The organism is Ktedonobacter sp. SOSP1-52 (assembly GCF_016587395.1).
In genome coordinates, this window is record NZ_BNJH01000002.1 from 1,277,210 (window position 1) to 1,295,309 (window position 18,100).

Annotated in this window: 4 protein-coding genes; all 4 read right to left on the reverse strand. The window is 45.4% G+C overall.

Annotation, left to right across the window (positions count from 1 at the left end; translation table 11 throughout):
- Positions 1-182: 182 nt before the first annotated feature.
- Complete coding sequence (locus tag JMJ16_RS21110; protein WP_201384732.1) at positions 183-4,769, reverse strand: NACHT domain-containing NTPase; 4,587 nt, start codon at positions 4,767-4,769, stop codon at positions 183-185.
- Positions 4,770-4,901: 132 nt separating this feature from the next.
- Complete coding sequence (locus JMJ16_RS21115) at positions 4,902-9,371, reverse strand: DEAD/DEAH box helicase (RefSeq protein WP_201384734.1); 4,470 nt, start codon at positions 9,369-9,371, stop codon at positions 4,902-4,904.
- Between the two features lie 203 nt (positions 9,372-9,574).
- Positions 9,575-13,096 (reverse strand): helicase-related protein, encoded by a 3,522-nt coding sequence (locus JMJ16_RS21120; RefSeq protein ID WP_201384736.1) that lies wholly within the window; start codon positions 13,094-13,096, stop codon positions 9,575-9,577.
- Complete coding sequence (locus JMJ16_RS21125) at positions 13,096-17,967, reverse strand: Eco57I restriction-modification methylase domain-containing protein (protein WP_201384738.1); 4,872 nt, start codon at positions 17,965-17,967, stop codon at positions 13,096-13,098. The genes JMJ16_RS21120 and JMJ16_RS21125 overlap by 1 nt, the downstream gene beginning before the upstream one ends.
- Between the last annotated feature and the right edge of the window lie 133 nt (positions 17,968-18,100).

The following is an 18,100-nucleotide window of genomic DNA, read 5'->3' on the forward strand; positions in this document are numbered from 1 at the left end:
TTTCTCTGCTTTCGCAGCATGATCAAACAAGCAAGACTCATTGCTTGTAGGTAGTATGGCACATATCGGTTAACTATAATAGCTTAGATCCAAGAAGAAATGGATTACATCACCAGCGCTACTCTTGTTTAGAAGGTGGTACTCGGGCAGGGAAATCAAGAGTCATCATACGGAGTCTGTTCTCAACGATCGTATTCTGCTAGTACTTGGCTTAGACTGTACTCCCCAAATTGTAACATCCGATCGATGAGATCAAGACAACGTGTTTGGAGAGCCTTGACTTTCTGTTGGCTGTATACTCTCAGTAGGAGCTTCCCAACGGCATCTGTGTGGATAATTGACTGACCGTATACCCTGAGACCGCGCTCGGCCATCATCTCGAAAAATGTTTCGCATGCCAGGCAGGTGATCTCCGGGAGTTTCGCCGTCGTGTTTTCCAGAGCATGGATCAAATAGTAGGGATTGGTGGCAAAGGTTTGGCTCTGGACAAAGGCTTCGACTAGCCCACTGTACTCGCCAAGTTGCCCACCTTCAAACTCATTGAAGCAGGTCGCCACCTGATCACGCACCTTTTCTGATGGATCATTGAAGAGCTGTACTATTGCCTGCTCACAGAACATGCGGAAACTCGCCAGCCGAAGGTGGAGCGTCAATACCTCAGCCATCCCCATCCTCTGAGCTTCGGCCCCAGAGAGATAGCGTTCGACCAGCGAACGTGCCTGTTCTGTGACGAGCGACGCGACACAGATCAATCGCGCGCCCACTCTGGTCACATTCGGTATGCTGGATTGGAGCATCCGTTGGAGAATGGGTTCGACCGTTGTGAAGTGCGTGTGCAGGGCTTGTGCAATGAACTGTTCGATGGCGCTGGTCTGTAATAGGATGTCTTCCGTCTCGCACAACTGTGAGAACAACGAAAGAGCTGACTCTCGATCATATCTGAGAACCGCTCTCAACGCGAGAGCAACGCAGGAACGCACTGGAATCGAGGGGTCTTGTACCATACGTTCCAGGATCGGTAGGAAGAAGGGGATTCTCCCACCATCATGATAAATGAGATGGGCGATCACCTCCGCCGCATTTCCCCGCACCGACACTCTACCGGCAGCAGTAATGGGGTCGGTACGGCGATCCAGGCTCTCCTCAACTGAGGAGCGCCATTCCTCATACTCTGGTTGCGCTCCCTCCACTGCATACCAGGCGACCATGTCCAGTGCATCCTCTGTAAGAGGGAACTCCGCTTGCTTTGCAAGCACTGTGCAAATCCAGTAGCCGCATGGTTTGTCTGGCAGGATATGACACCGCCTGCAGACTGTGAGCACGGCCTGCACATCGATCTGTGCCTCGGCTATGCCACACAACACGGCATCAAAATATCCAGAGTGGGCATCATTAGGAAATGCTTGTACCAATGCGGCAAAACGACTAGGCTCCTCCTTCACCCTGCGCTCTAGCTGGGATGATACCCTGCTCACACCGCCCACAAGGGCACCATTGTGCTGTATCTGCACAATATCGTGGTGGTGGCGGGAAATAGCCCTCAGCCACTGTTTGTCCGTCATCTTCACCATTGCTGCATCTGGAATGGGAGACCCAACTAAGGAGGCTCCGATTATGCCCTGGTGCGATCGGCGAGGTTCTATTACCTCGTCAGGAAATTTTCGTCGCCATTCTGCGATGCGGCGCGTTATAGCCCTAGTGCGGCGGAAAGGGGCGATACCTTCGAGTAACTCCAGCTGGGCATACCCAAACAGTGTGGGTTGTCCGAAATACACGCGGTGCTTGTAGCTTCTGGCGCTGAGTTCGTATGCTGTGTAGTAGTGCAGGAGGCGCTGCTCTAGCAGCGCGAATGCCCGCTCAGAACAATGCAGAGTGATGGCTTCGATAAGATCCCGTGTAACTCGATGGGCATCACCACCATACCCGATCGCGAGGTCAACTGTACGGTTGCAGAGGTAGTTTGCAGCCGCATCCGCAAAGCGTGTACCATTGGCCGCATACCCACGTAGTAGCAGATAGTGAGCTGTCTCAAAATCGAGATATTGGAGCAGATCGGCAATTGGCTCAAAATCTTCTGGAGAATCTACTGCCAAATGAGAGAGCGCGCGCTCCATTGCACTCAACAGAGCATCATGTGCGCTGTCTCCCCCTCCATAATGGTGCGATATTCTTCCCCAGACAGTGTCCTGCCACGGTGGGCTCCCTTCTTTTTTTACGTTGAGGCCCATAACCATATACATAAAAGGAAATACCTGTCGGTAAAATGCAAGAGGAGCCCCAGTCGCACTCTCCATGAGAGCGTGGTTGCCGTGAAAGGTATAGGGCACAATACTCAAGCTGTGACTAAATGGGTGCGTCTCACCGAGATTCGTGCCCCGCTGTAAGCAGCGATCAAAGTAGCGGCCAATTGCCTCACAGGCCCATTCGGGTCGCTGGGTTGGGAGAGAAGCGAGCAGTGTCCAAAAGAGACTACGATGAGAGGCTAAGGCATCTTTGGTTTCATCTAACCACCCACACTCGATGCACCGCAAGAATAGCTCGAAGAAGTGGCGCCCTGCACCGAGATCAGCCCACTGGAAAATATAGACGAAGCGAGAGTGCCATTCTTCCTCCTCGATGTATGGTCCGACCAGCTCCGCTACACGATCGGGCAACTGCCTCTGAGCATGCGCGAGGAGAAGGATAGTTTGTTCGATGCACTCTTGATTCTGGCTCGCTAACCATCGTTCAATTATACCAAGTGCATCGAGCAAGCAAAACCAAGGGGTGGAGTACTGCAATTTGTGCCAGATCTCTTGTGAAAAGGGATCAGCGGTCTTCTCCAAGAGTGGCGCCAGGGCCATCCATTCTTCTTCCGTCGGATCAGTGAGACCCGCCAGGAGCGCGAGAACAATCTGCTTGAGATGGAAGCGAATAGCGGGAGAAGTGAGCAATGATCGCAGGTCATCAAGATAGTGATCGCGATCGATATCGCGCTCATGTAGGAGTATCTGACGTACTTGAGCACGTCGAAAAAGGTGCTGCTCGCTCTCGCACAAGAAAGGGACCAGCATGCGTCCCTGAGCGGCGAACCGGCGCGCAAAGACGTAATCGAAGAAACTCTCATGGAAGAAGGCGTACTGACCGCTATGCTGAACCAGGACGTGTTCAGAGACCATGGCCTTTATGGCTGGTCGGAACTGGTCTACAGTAGGCTCCGTCACAAACAAGCGCTGCTGCTCACTCATGGTACCGGCCAGAGTATCCATAATTTGTGACCATGGCACTGCATAGCCCAGGCGTTGCGAGACGGCCATTTCCTTGGTGTCCCAGAACTGGTAATACAAATCCTTCGCCGTCTGAAATGAGAAAGTATCTGTGGGAGAGGTTTGCGCACCTCCCGTGAGCAAGCTAAGGTGGAAGGGATTGGAAAGTAATGCGATCTGCTTCTGGGTCAGACGCTCTGTGGTCAACCCAAGTTCCTGTAAGACACGTCTTACCGTCCCTTCATCGAGGGAGCCAAGTGTGAGAGGAATGGCGATGCCATCCTTGCCTGCTAGCATGCGAAGTCGATAATCGTTCTCCAGATCGAACTTCCGACAGGCCAGTACGAGGTGCATACGCGGGTGCGTTTGCGCCTGCTGGATAAGTGTTTCGATACAGTCAAAAAACTGCGGATTGCGGCCAGACGTGGTACTGACAGCATCTATCTGGTCGAGCACTAAGGTACAATCACGTCCCTGGGCAAGTGCCGCCAGTACAGTGACGGGCGAACCTGGTAGTTTAAGCTGTCGACCAATATCCTCGGGGTCTAAGACTGGTTCGAGCCGATCCACCCGGAATGCGAGAACTGGCCACCCTCGCTCGCGAATCGCCTCCACCACCTGCAAAAGAACTCCACTTTTCCCGGCCCCCGCCTCGGCTGACAGTAGAATGCCTTGACGGTCCTTCGGGGAGAAGAGGGTCTGGAGAATCGTGTTCACCTCGCTTCGGGGAATCACTTTGCCAGCAATCAGAGTGGTGCGAAGCTGAGTGCGATAACGCTCAGTGACTCTCCCGGCGCTCGCCACGACACCAAGATCGTTTCCCCAATCGCGCCGACGATATCCTCGGTTTTCCAGGCGAAGCCAGATATCGTGTGCAGTCAACGTGTGATGAATGCTTTCCAGGGCGAATTGCGCCAGAATATCTCTGGCAGTAGCTGCATCACCTTCGCTTCTATAAGCCGGATCTCGCTCTACTAGGAGGTCTAAGTGGCTTTCGACAGTGCGATACAGGCGCTTTTCACTGATCGTTTCCACCTCAATACGCTGAAGCGCTTCGTATGCCTCTTGTTCAGAACACCTGTCCCAGTAGAAGCACAGGTTCTCGAAGTCTTTCGCCCACCCCTCCGCTTGCAAGCATGATTCACGGTATTCCCGCCATGATTTAGATCTTCTTGCCCGATCGGCCAGTTCGTCTAATTGGTAGGCGGCATGCATCGAAACAAATACGCAGGAAGCCGCACTGTCCCCACACAATTTCTTGCGGAAGTGAGGCAATACCATCTTGTTATTTAAGACAGATAATGTCCAGCGTCCGTCCTCGCTATGCTGTCGCTTGACCTGGTGGTACTCGCGGTTTTCATTTCTACGTTGAAGCCAAAACTCGACACCTTCTCCCTCTGGACCAAGGGGCTCAATACAGATGGAAAGTGCCCGTCCACTGATAATCTCAATCATGGAATTGACGGTCCAGAGCCCTTCATAGCTGTTACCAAACTTATCAGCGGGCCCACCAGGCAATGGCATCTTCTACCAGCTCTTCCTCTATTTTTCTTCGGTTCCTACGTATATAATAGTGAGGCGAAAGAGGGAATACCCCTGTTTGATTGCTGAGATGAACAATATCATATTGGAGGATCTTCGTCTTAATCTTCGGTACTATTGAACTTGTCCCACTATTGTTATTATTATTTGCGGATAAGGATAGTTAAGCAGAGGTGGTTCAATTTTTTTTGCATATGCCCGAAATGTCTTCCCAAATCGCATTTCTCTAGAGATAATTTTAGCTTTATCACGTGAAACATATCCTATATGTTTTTCTTCATACAGAATGCGAATCGCGGACGAATCGAATTGGTTCTCGGGTTCCGCTTGTAAAACCAGTTCATCTCCCACTTCGACTCTAAAAGCGACTTCTGCCCGATTCCCGTAAGGAATACCTTGAATAAAGCACTCTAATATGGTTTGTCTCTGCAGGATAAATTGCAACTGAGCATCGTCAGCAACGATCCTACTAATTTTTTGTATAAACCGTTTTTTTTCAGCAATTGATCCTTGAGGTAGATCTTGGAAAATGAATTCAGTTGGAAGATTCACAAGCCATTTGATAAAGCTCATAAAAGGGGCATCATTCGTAGGTTGATAGTGTCTTGCGACCTCCAGAGCTAACTGGCGTGAAGAAATCCCAAAACTACTTACCCAGCAGGCAAAAACGCTATTAACTCCAAACTTCATCATTGAAGGAAGATGCTGCCATGCTAATGGTAACTCATCATAATTTTTTTGAAGCTTGAAAGATAATATTCGCAAGAAACCATTGAACCCCCAAGGAAGCTTGTAAATCACTCTATCTGCAACATATTCTCCAAGCGCATCTTCTTTATCTGTAGCAGACCAATATTTGGAACGTATTTCACTAATGTGCTTGCCTTGCACCCAATCTTTCACAAGCTCTAGCTCATTTTCAGGTTTGTTTGCATTAACACTTTTTGCTAACATCATTTCCGGTATATTTTGACATGCTTGGAATGCAAATTCTAAGAGCCTTTCATCGAGGAAAAAGCTGTTTGCTTCTCCTTCAGATATCTCTTTACCAAGCACGTCAATAAAAGCGTCTACCCCTTTTTCCAGGATCTTACAACTATTTACACGCAAACCAGTTGACGCGAATACACTTCGTAAAGCTTGATCAGGCACATTCTCGTGTATTTTCATCGACGTATGGTTAATAGTAGAGGTTAGAGGTTTGAGGCTTAAATTATTTCTTTGAGCTTGCACTCCTACAAGGCTTGTTTGTAAAAAATTAGTAATCGCACTTTCATCTTGAGTATCTACCACTTCTTCCGCAAGGAGAGCCAATACATGAGGATCCAAATACTCTGCTAATTCTTCTTGAGTAATTCTTTTTTCTATTAAGGCTTCCAGCACTTGGTACAGTGGACTTTCGACAACTTCAATGTTTTGTTCGTTTCGATATTCCTTAAAAAGCTGTAAATCATTATTTGAGTTTGTGACAAAAACAATTTGCCCTTCTGTTTCCTTACCTGCTCTCCCTGCTCTCCCACAAATATTCCAGAAGTCACGTTTCTTTACTTTTTTAGTTTTCCGCTCTTCCTCCTCAACATATGTCCTCTCTAGGCTATAGATAATAGCAGTCTTAACCGGCATATTGACCCCTTGGCCTAGAGTGTTGGTCGAAACAAGAATAGAAATGTTACCGGCTCTAAAATCATCTTCTACAGCCTGACGGACAGGATCAGGTAATGGTCCATAATGTAATCCAACTCCATAGTGCAGTCCTCTTGTCAAAGGATGCTCATCACCTAACCACTCCATTGCAAGATCAAATGATTCAAACGCTGGCTTCGGCACAAACCGCAAATGCTCACTCGGTGATTTTTCGGATGATTCAAGATACTTTAGAGACTTGATAATATTATCCACAACATTTCTTACTTGAGATGGCATGGCACAAAAAACTAATACGGGGCCTGTTTTTGCAAACATAGCTGCAAGCATTGCTGTAGTTTGAACCTTATTAGCTGGATCAGGCCACGTAGTTGTTTGCCTTTTACCTGTTGGTGTGAAATGACCTGTGTAATAGCGTTCTTTTTGAAGAAAATAAGAAACATATGTAGGAGTTATATCGTCATGATAGTATTGAAGTTGGCCATTGTGGCCACTTTTAGTTTTCGACCATCTAAAGGTTGCAATAGTTTGTCGGGAAGGACGTTCTGCCTTATCTATTCTTAATGGCTCTTGTCCCTTCTTTGAAAGCCAGGCGACAAAATCTTGAACGTTGATCTCAGACATAACAGCTGACAGAAATAGGAAGCGGACTTGGGGAATCTTCTTTTTTAAACGTGTAATGAGCATTTCTAACGGAATACCACGTCCTAGAGTGCCACTTTTCTCAAGCTCTTCAGCAAGCCTTTTATCTTCTCCTACGTCTTCTACGGCAGGAATTCCTTCATCAAGCATATGTCCTTCATCAATAACAATGGTGGATATATTCTCAAAGTACTCAGGACGGGTTCTAAAAAGCAAATCTGCTTTTTCAGGGGTTGTTACTAAGACATGAGACTCTACTGCCAGAAAATTTTGAAAGTTATCAAACTCAAATCCTCCATTGAGAGTTGAGACACGATATCCCAGAGCACCAAGCATCTCAGCTAATTTATCTTCTATTTCATTTACTAGGGCACGATAAGGAGCTATATATAAGCAGCGTTTTTGCAGAGAGTTAGTGAGAGTAGCGAGTATAGACAACTCTGCAACAAAGGTTTTTCCAGCGCTTGTTGGCATTTGTATTACAAAACCATCTTCAGATGTTAAAAGCCCGCTACGGAGAGCTTTCAATTGAGATGCCCAAAATTCAACTACTGATTTTTCTAGAGTAAGGTTCCTTAAATAAGTGCTCCATATAGGGTTTTCAATTAGATTCTCTCCATACCATTGAATATTTGACCAAGTACTTCGATCCTCGAAAAGTTTTAAAAGGGTCCTTGATTCAGAAGCAATAACAGCTAATCTTGTGTCCCCTGTTTGTTGGAAGTAAGTATGGGCCTTCTCAATATTTTTCTGCGCTGCAATAAGCCTTTCAGCTCTTCCTTCTATGCAATACTGTGTGAAGTTCAAAAGAGACTTTTGAAAAAAGAGGTGACCATAAAGATTTTCCGTATTTAAAATCACATCATCTTCTTGTGAATCTGAAATAAGCCTCTCCTGGATCGACCTTACAAATGATAGTGCGCTTTGTGTTATACGTTGAAGTTTCACAATATCCCTTCGTAAGAAGGATACAAGAGCTTGACGGAAAAACTGAGTCAAATCAGTATCTAACTCAGTAAAAGCTTTTTGTTTTCCAGTACTCTCAACAAGATAATTTCGCTCTACAACCTTAGCTATACACTGTGCATTTGCATGGTAACCAGCGATATGATAACAAATTGCAGAATTGATTAATAAAATTTCTTTTTCTTCTTTATCCGAGAACTTAGACAAAAATTCAAAAGACTGAGCAGCAGATTTTAAAGAAGCGAGAACTTTTTGTCTTTTTTGCTCATCTTCCTGGATTTGAGCTCCCTCTCTCAACAGAAGCGAACTATTTGAAAAAATAAAATCACATGTTCGCCAGACATCACTAAGGTTGAAGGTGTATCGAATATCTGGCTGAATAGATGAAAGTTCCTCGTGAATCGAGCGTGCTTGTACTTGGGCAAGATTCTTTTGAAACTGCCTATCCTTCATTAGAGTCTCGAGGCTTAGATATGTATTATCAAGATATTGCTGCTTATCCATTGATTTGGTCAAAGCCTTGGTAATCGTCGTAGATCTGTCATAAATCGTATCAATCAAATTTCTTAACTGAGAAATCAAGACAACTTTAGTTGAAAAATCAACTAATCTTTGATCCAAAGGATGGCCTTCTAGACGTTCTAATATTTCGTCAGTCCACTTCTCTTTAGAATGTATGATAAAAAGGTCGTGTCTCTTATCATATTTAATTTTGCCTAACAGAATTTCAGAAATGAAAGCAGCTTCCTCAAATCTGAATGTTTCGTATAATATTGTCGAAATGAAATGCAATATTTCAGGGTCTGATAATGCATCTTTAGCCTCCCCTAAAACCAGACTATCATGACCTTTAATCGCTATATCTTTGTCACAATTACCAGATATAGTTTTGACTTCACCATAACAAACTAAAGGGCTCACATCTTTTAGACGTTTAATTAAACAAAGGTCGGTTAACCGCATTGCCCAATCTTTTTTTTCACGGTAGCGCAGCTTATAAATAGGGAACCAGAAATTTTCGAACTCTATCAGAAAGGTAGATGCTAATACTTCTCCAAAATTACCTACGCGAGTACTTATTCTTTTTGAATGTGGAAAAATGTGTTGTTCTAGATAGTTTTTCAAAATATCTAAGGAATTATCTTCAGCATCTTTTAAAAGAAGATTATACTGATCTCTTATTAAATATGGATTACCATGTGCTAATAACAAAGCAAGTGTAAGGTAGTTTATCACCTCATCATCAGGTAGAACAATCTCGGTTATATCCACAACCGGAAATTTATATGCAGACAGCATCTTTATTTGCTGTTGTAACCATTTATTTAGCATAATGTACTCCCCCAATTTTAAATAGATAAGGTTATGGCCTCTACCGCAAAGTAGACTTATTGCTGATTAGATACATAAAAGACGAGGTGGCTTAGATACTATCAGTAAACGTTACTTATAGTGATATTTTGCCTTCAAGTTAAGCATTACTAAACTATTATCCTTGAGCCTATTTTATGAATGAGTGAGCTCAAGGATGATAGTTACCAAATGTATTCAAAACAAATCAGCTTGAGGTCTTCACGCCGTATCCGCTCAGTTTTCTCCCGATCTTGTTCCTGAGTCGGGCTTTGTTCGCCAATACTGAGCACAGCTGAAAGTAAATTTGTCAGCTGCCCATCGCGTTTGAACGTATCATAGGCCTTACGCAACGTTCTCGTATAGACTCGTGGTTGTGGCACATTCACCCGTTGCAGTCCGGCAATAGCCTCCTGGCGCTGCACTCCAGGATGATTGAGATAACGCTTCAGTACGGCAGCCACCGTTTGCTGAATAGGATCCAGTACCCGCGGTGCTTCCTCACGAGCCACTTGCTCAGCCGAAGACTGCAAGATTGAAGCGATCACTTTCTCCTGTAACTCAAAGATGTTCACCTCTCCACGTACGGGAGCAATACGTGGGGTATCAGGCTGGCACTGAATAAGGTTGGTAATCAGATACCGGTTCTCTTCAATCTCGCCATAGTCAGCACTCCCATCAACCAGGTCAATGTAGCGCCAAAAGTGTTGCTTTTTCCCAGTCGTCGTTACTTGCCCTCGCTCAAAGTTCAGCGCAGCCCCAGACTGGCGACGCTTCTTCTCCTGTGCAGTAAAGTAGAAGAACACGCCTTTGGCCCCGCGGCGTCTCAACCCACTATGAATACCATCGGGCAAATCTGTCAGGCTTTGTAGAAGTCCCTGTCCCAGGAGATCTTTGAGGTGTTGTAACAAGAACTCGCTGCTAACCAGTTCCGCAAATTGTTCCTGCTCTTCAATGACGCTTCCATCCTCCTCAGCAATCCTTTTGAGCGTATTAAAGTTTTGAGGATGCACGACCTCCCCAAGGATGCTTGCATCAAGCAAACCGTTGCGATCAATCTCACTAATCTTGCGCGAGAGGCTCTCCACCAGGTTGAGCAGTTGCTCCAACCCATCATCAGGGAACATATTATGGACCCAGAGCGTCTCAAAGCTCGTCCCCAAGCGATCAATACGACCAGCCCGTTGAATCATACGTGTTGGGTTCCAGTGCAAATCATAGTTGATGAGTACACCGCAATCCTGCAAATTTTGCCCTTCAGAGAGCACATCCGTCGAGATCAAAATATCAATCTCATCGTCCGCCCCCATAATATCAGTCCGCTTATTTGCGATGGGAGCAAACTGTGCCACCAGGCGTGCCCGCTCTTTGGTATCGGCCCCACTGTCCATACGGCGAATATGCGGATTCCCCGCCTCACTGCGCCACTGCTCACTTGCTGCATCACTAGCACACAGCTCTCGATAGAGGTAGCGAGCGGTATCTTTATAGTAAGTAAAAATCAGGACCTTCTGCCCTTTAAGTTCCCCGGCCAGCAACTCCTTGAGGCGCGCTAACTTCGCATCATTCTGTGGGGTAATGAGATTGATACGCTGCCAAATAACACGCAAAGCATCGACATCTTTCCGAATATCCTTGTGCAATCGCTTGAGATCATACTGGGATGCCTCAAGTGTGGGCAGACCCTCCAGGAACTGGCGTGCCTCCACATTGGCATCCAGGTCATCTGCACGTGAGTTGGGCATAGCCGTAGCATCATCTTCCTCATCCTCACGCGAAAGGAACCGCATTGCCTTCTGGAAACTCGCACTATCAAGCACTTTGCCATCAAGGATATAGCTCTCAAAGGTTTCGAGGAACTCCAGCGCACGCCGCACGCTAATGCGGAAGGCCTCGATACTACTCTCAAAGCGCTTCAAATAGCGGCTCTTGAAAATGCCTACCAGAGCCTCTTCACGCCCCTCCTCAAACTGATCGCGCTCGACCCCTTTCTTCTTGTACGTCTCCAGGCGATAGGGCGCTAGGCGCAACGTCTCAATGCCATCTACAATCTGGCCATAGATGCCGCTATAAGCGTGCTCCAGGTGATAACGAATAGTTCGGAGTCGACGTTCCGGCCAGTGAATAGGTTGCCCATTAATCGTCGCATCAGGATACGCTTTCTTGATAAACGGGCGCGTACGACGAATCACCACTTCTTCAAGCAGGTTAAAAAGGGCAATGCTGCTCTCACGTTGGCGACTCATCTGCCGAGCGGCGGCAAAGTAGCGTTGTAGATCACCAATACCCGCTGCGGCAAAATAGCTGCGATCACCACCGGTAAAGAGGTTAATTTGATTATAGAGGTCAAAGACACCATTATTAATGGGGGTAGCAGTAAGCAAAATAATTTTCTTGCGCTCATGACTAATCCCACCGCGACGCTGGTTCGCGGCCAGTAACCGCTCCAGGTTCTCGTAACGCTGAGTAGCATGATTCCGAAAGTTATGACTTTCATCAATCAGGATCACATCCGCATCGGCAACATTGTTTAGGTCAAATTCCTCGCGCCCCAGCGCCTCCTGGGTCACGATCTGCGCGGCAATACTGGCATTGAGGAGCTCATCATGCCACATCTTTTGCAATGCCGCCGGACAAATCACCACCGCTTTATAGCGCAAGTGGTAGGCATAATCTTCAAGCAGTTTCTTCCCAATCCAAGTTTTCCCCAGCCCCACACTATCAGCCACCATCACCCCATCATAGCGTGCAAGAATCTTCCGGGCCTTTTTAACCGCATCCTCCTGAAACTCGCTCAATTCTACGGCAGAACGCGCGACAGGCTTGCCCTCTTGTTCCATCTCCAAGTCATCGCGGAAATACTCATAAATCGCCTTCATGTACACCTGATAGGGACTATATTCCTTCTGCCCAAACTTGGAGGCATTGAGCAGTTCTAAGAGCTCCGATTTAAAATCCTGGGAGACCTCCCAATGTTGCTCATACCATTGGGAGAGTTGGTTCATGGCAAGCAATCCTGGAACGTTACCAGCCAGGACACGCTGATCTTCGTCCATTTGCGTCAATTGCTTCCGCTCAGGTCGCTCCATAATGCCTTTGAGGCGCTCAGGATCTATTTCCCCAGGAAGTAAGGCGGCTCGATGCACCAGGTTCAACTCTTTACTCGCATAGAGACCCGCACGGGTAAAATTGGACGAGCCAACAATGGCCGTATGGGGAGAGAAACGCGCAAAATCGCTATCATTATAGAAGAGATAACATTTGGCATGGAGAAAGGAAGAGGTATATCGACGTACCTGTACAGAATCCTGGCGTAAAAAAGCGACCAGCGTCTCAACAAGACGAAGCATCTGTTCATTGAAGCTCACCTCAGACAGCTCCTGAATGAGCCTTTTCACAGGCCTGGCTCCAATCTCACGCAGACCAATGTCAGCACCAACCTCAGGCTCATCTCCAAGGAGTAGGCGGAAAGAAGCAAGAGCAGTGAGGCGTTCTTGCAGAAGACGCCATCCACCAATGTTGAAATAAGCCGTTGCAATATCGAGAGCGTGCCCCTGGTGATGTTCTAGTAAAGTATTGAGAACATCACTCATCATGTATTGTTGGTTATCGATTACAAAGGGAAGTTCATCGAGCGTTTTGGTTTGCACGCCATCTTCATCGAGTGGCAGGCTCAATTGTTTGTTAACAGGCTCAACAGACTCCACTACTGTACCTCACCTTCAACCACTTGGATCTCTTCGTCATTCAGGTCATAGAGGCGATAGACGACTTGGTCAACAAGGTAGACAGTGCGTTGTAGACGTTTCTTGAGTTGCAGCACTTCAGGCAGATTATTCTGGTAAGCCTTCTCAATATCCGCTAGTACACCTGCAGTCAAGGGCATTAAGTAACGTTTCTTATTGCTGCTCTCTAGAAGGATTCCCTTTAGCTGCTCGAAGGTGAGATGAGGCTCATTCTTTTGATAATCACCAGAGTAGTTAAGCAATTCTGCTTTATATTTCATAGCATCAATACCCACCTTACCATTCTTATCAGGTTGTGGCTGAATCCGAAGAATAGAGGTAAGATAATCAAGGAATTCACGCTGAATAGCATACTTTTCTTTATTGAAGCTTAGCATCACTTGAGCTAGATATGCTAGTAAATCGTGCACAATATCTGAAGCCTCTGGTTCACATTGCAAGCATTGATCAACAAAAGTTAATATTAATGTTGAATCAGCATCCCGAAGGAAACGCTCAAAAAGTTGCTTTACCTGTTTCAAGGCAGCATTTCGTTCCTCTTTAGGAGTTACAAATTGAATCCGACGAATAGGCAATTTTTCCAAGTCAACTAACTTTACCTCGGCAAAGACTCGACCCGCTTCACCAACTTGTGTTTGATGATAAAAAGTGGATAATTTGGCGTTAAGCAAAGAAAGCACATAATGATCATTAAGTTGAGGATGAACAACCTTTATATTATGTAGGTTGTTAAGCGTAATAAATTGCTCCTCATCACGAACCGCAATTATGGAGTCAGCTGTTTGCCTGACAAGAATTTTAGAAGGTTCGAAAAATGGTGCTGAATGACGTGGTTCAGCCAGCCAATCGCCGTAAGCAATCCACCTCTCTACCACCGCAGTTATTGCATATCTATTGATATCACGCCCCATAAGATATCGATGATATGTCTCATTTAATCTAGAAGTGGCATCAAAAACTCGATTTTGAACAGTAGCGGTTGTTTGTTTTGGAGTTCCTTTCCCTACTTGATATGGCTTAATACCTACCGTCATGACACATATCTCAGATAACTTCCAAGCTACTGATTGCAGATGTTTTATAAGTTGAGAGTTTTTAGTGTCTTGTAAAAAGGAAAAGTTATGCTTTTCTGACGCCAATATATCTTTAATATTAAAAATAACTGGAATTTTTGTACGAGACATAAACTCATCAGCTGATTCGTATACAAAAGCCTTGCCAGCAGCAAGTTCATCTTGTATTCCAGTAGCATTTTGTAAAATAATAATCGAAGACTCTACAGTTGCATCTTCAAACACAGAGAATTTTAACTTTATCAGCTCCTTTGGTAGACTATGAGTTAAAATAAAGTAACGAAGCTTTGAAAAGTAATGCATACTTACATATGTAGTTGGAACTATAAATCCCCAAAAACCTTGTTTATGGGCAAGATAGCAGCCCTGTTCCATAAATAAAACATAAGCATCTATTTGGTACTCTGCTGCCTCAAAGAGAGTTTGACAAAATTTCTTTAACAACTCCTGATTAATTAATCCATAAGGAGGATTACCAATTACAACATCAAAGCCTGGATTATCTTTCAAGCTAGCATGCTTTAGATCAATAAAGATCTCTGGGAACTCCAGTTCCCAATGAAAAAAGCGGTATTCTTTATCGTCGCGCTCAGCATTCTCTAGTATCTCAAGCTGCTCTTCATTGAATTGCTGCTGAGTACCATTTTCTACCCAGATCTGCGCTTCATCAGATCGTAAGAAATCGAGAGCCTTATCTTTGTTGACCTTATCACGTTTACTCGCCACAACTGAATTAGTAAACCAACGGCTCAAGTAGACATCTAATAGACGTTTGTAAGGAGCAATTGCAGCTTCAGAGCGCATATATTCGTCTTTGCTCTCATGTGCTTGTCCTGGTGTTACATCCGTAAGTTTACTTACACGAATCATGCCTTCTGTTGAAAGGAGCGCACCAGCCCAGATATTATTGCCAAAGAGTGAGAGTTGCCCCTCCTCAATGGCTTTGCGTACCTCGTTTATCCTTGTACCGATGAGTGAGTTTCCCGTCTTAAGGTGATGATCAAGAAAGGAAAGTGGAGCACCAAGAGTAAAACTATCTAGCCAAACGCTCACTTTTGCCAATTCGACAGCCATAGGATTGACATCTACGCCATAGATACAACGCTTGAGAACTTGTCGTTTGAGCAGATTGATTTCTGTCAACTTCGAGCGATCAATGACAATATGCTGTCGCTCCATCTCCTCAGCAATAGAGAGTTCAATTTTTTTCAGCTCATAGCGCACAGGATTTGTTGGTACCTGATCAAGAAACTTAAGCATGCGGCGCGTGATATAATCAACAGCTTCGACGAGAAAGTGTCCACTTCCCATGGCTGGATCAAGCACCTTTATGTCAAAGAATTCATCCACAAGATGCTGATAGCCTTTGTAAATATCGCTGAGATCTGTTGCGACCATATTGCGTAGCTGTAAAACCCGGCTCTCACGCTGGCGCTGCAAAATCTGTTGTTCAAATGAACGAAATTTTGGCAGCAACTGTGCTTCTTTCATATCCAGAGCTGGGCCAACGGTCTGCTCAATAATGTACTCAACAATATAATCGGGAGTATAATAGCTTCCAGTTACCTTGCGCTCCTGACGATCATTTTCGATATACAGCTCATTCGCCTGAATAACAGTTGTTCTCCCAGCAACATAACTTCCCCCACGAACCGCCTCACTCAAGGGAAGATACTTTTCCTTGATGACAACCATTTCTTCAAGAGCGATACGCAGTTTGAACTCGAGCAACCCTTCGTAGATACTCCCAAGTTGGCGCACCCCAAGACTCTTATAATCAATAGAGACTAATTCATGACGAGCTAGGTCTACCCCACGAGTCAGTTTGTCAAGGCCGAGCGATAGAGAAAGATCAGGCACACGAAAGGTTGCCAGAATGTAGGTCACAACCTCTTCCGGAGTTGATGAATCGATCAACTCCTTCCAACTTGCAGGTGTAACAGGTTGACACGTAATAGCACTTTGGGTCGCAAAAAGACCGCCATTATAGACCGGCACGTTCCAATCCTCACGACCTCGATCAATAGCTTCAAAAAGCGCCTGTAAACGAGTATAGAGGTCATACGTCTTATCACTATAGTGTTGTTGCAATTTCGCACGAACCTGAACTTCATTGCTCTCAGCGAGCCTAGCAATTTCAGCCTTAAGATTTGTCAAACTATAGGGGTAGAAACCACGTCGCTCATGTAGTGGCAACAGATATCGGCTCTCAGCATAGAGCAAAAAGAGTAACCGATAAAGCAAGGTCAGGGTAGCATTAAAGAAAGGCTTCAGTAGGCTATCCCGCTCCTCGAATGTCAATATCCCCATGTTCTCAGGGAGTGCTCCTTGGCGTTGGGCATCATGCACCAGTCCTCCAGCAAAATAGGTAAACACCTCTTCGAAGATATTCTTCTTCAGCGAATCACCAAGGGCCAGCGCATAACGCTCACACTCACGCAATAGCCAATCAAGAAACGAAAGGTCTTCTTCATAGCCATCATGCTTCTTTGGAAGAAAAGCATTAGCTCGAAAAAAGAACCAGAAATAGCGAAACGCTTCTTTCGCATCGGCATGATCGCGCGGCATTGCAAGTGTTTCATCGAGGTCTATTTCATAGTAATTAGTAGCCCGGCTATGAGTTTTGGCCGAATAAAGACGCCACGTGCGTCCATTTGTTAAGAAAGCCCAGTCAACCTTTTCCTGATCAAGTAAACTCACCACTACAGCGCCTGGATTTTCGCGATCAGTCGGGTCAAGAGATGTCACCCCCAGTACATCATCTACCTCTTCATAACCGTCTAAATTACGCCCCCACTTATAGGCCAAGCAAATTGCTACTTTTGATGTAGGCTGTCCCATATCATCTGGTACATAAAGTGTGTAGTCAGGGAGACGACGATGCTCATCATCAAGGGTATACGGCTGAGATGAGGTCTCTATTGCAAAGCCAAGGATCCTGAGCGCTGGTTCAATGAGCTGCTTCCTCATGGCTCCACTCGGCTGCTCAAAAAATGTATCGGCTGCATCATCGTAACGCCTACGTAACCCCTGGTAAGCTGCTGTTAAGTGATTTGCCTCACGCATGTTGTTTCGTGAGTCAAGCCATTCATCTTGTGCAGGAACATTTGTCGTCAGATAGTGATCTGAGAAAAGTGCACGGTTATTAAAATATTCCTCACTCCACTCGGCCACATCATATGCACTACTCAGAATTTCACATTGTGTAGCCACACTCCGGTTTGTGGGCCAGCGAAAACGATTCAAAACACGGCGAACCACATGGGAAGGGTTTGAACGCTTGATAGAAAGAAGGCGCATACGAGTGGAAACGGGATTTTGAAAAACAGGCTGTATTCCAGGAAGAGAGGGCTGCGTGACAAAATGTGTATTGGTTCCAAGAGTGCGATCAATATAAACGATATCAATTTCTTCAATTTTCTCGTCACAAACGACTACGAGATAATCGCCCTCGTGTTTGCTCAGATCACGAAATATTCTTTTTATTAGTGTCTGTGTAAGAGATGGGAGAACATACACATAAACATAAAATTTGGAAAAAGAAACATCGCTGCGAAAACCGATTTGACGCATCCAGCGTATTTTGTTACGCAATTCTTCATCGCTTGGATGTAAATTGTTTTTTAGGGCATCCGTGGACTGAGGAAAACCTTCAGGATTCGGGTTATAGCCAAGGGCAGCAAAGAATTCAGCGATACGCTCAATAGAAGAGAGATCTAAGATAACTTGCGACGGAATTTCATACTCATTGAGTAGCATAGTACCATCTCAAATTCTAGCAGAAGTGCAAGTCTAAACAACAAAAATACCAATACGTGTAAATAAGGCTATCATTTCTACTAAAGAGTTGTCAATAGACACTCGCGTGTTTACTACCTAAAAATAAATAAAA

Excerpts from the sequence above, each read along its gene's own strand:
- JMJ16_RS21110 (WP_201384732.1), bottom strand. The coding sequence starts at position 4,769 with ATGCCATTGCCTGGTGGGCCCGCTGATAAGTTTGGTAACAGCTATGAA.
- JMJ16_RS21115 (WP_201384734.1), bottom strand. The coding sequence starts at position 9,371 with ATGCTAAATAAATGGTTACAACAGCAAATAAAGATGCTGTCTGCATAT.
- JMJ16_RS21125 (WP_201384738.1), bottom strand. The coding sequence starts at position 17,967 with ATGCTACTCAATGAGTATGAAATTCCGTCGCAAGTTATCTTAGATCTC.